This is a genomic window from Kosakonia quasisacchari, assembly GCF_004331415.1.
Classification (GTDB): domain Bacteria; phylum Pseudomonadota; class Gammaproteobacteria; order Enterobacterales; family Enterobacteriaceae; genus Kosakonia; species Kosakonia quasisacchari.
This window is the reverse complement of record NZ_SJOP01000090.1, coordinates 1-346: the sequence shown is the minus strand read 5'-3', so window position 1 is coordinate 346 and position 346 is coordinate 1. Positions and strand designations below refer to the sequence as shown.

General features: G+C 62.4%; 1 pseudogene. It reads right to left on the bottom strand.

Annotated elements, in window-relative coordinates:
- A pseudogene (locus tag E0L21_RS24825) lies at positions 1–346 on the bottom strand (RHS repeat protein); the annotation flags it as partial.

Genomic DNA, 346 nt, shown 5'->3' with positions numbered 1-346 from the left:
GCTGACCGTCAGCCAGCTCCCCTTCAGCAGGCCCGCCACATCAAACGCCACGCGCTGGATATTGCCTTTCGCGTCGGTGGTGGTCAGGACATTCCCGGCGGCGTCCACCGTGCTGGTTGTGGTGTAGGTTTCACCCACCAGCAGGTCATTCCACGCCGAGGCATCCGCCCCCTGCCAGTCGGCCAGTACATCATCCGGCAGCAACTGGCGGGTGACGGAAAGCGGTACGCCGCTCAGGGAAACACGGCTCATCGAAAGCAGGCCTGCCGGGTCGTAATGGCTGACCAGTTGACCGGCGAGATTGTGGCTCTGTTCATCTGCGGAATGACCACCCCAGATAAACCGT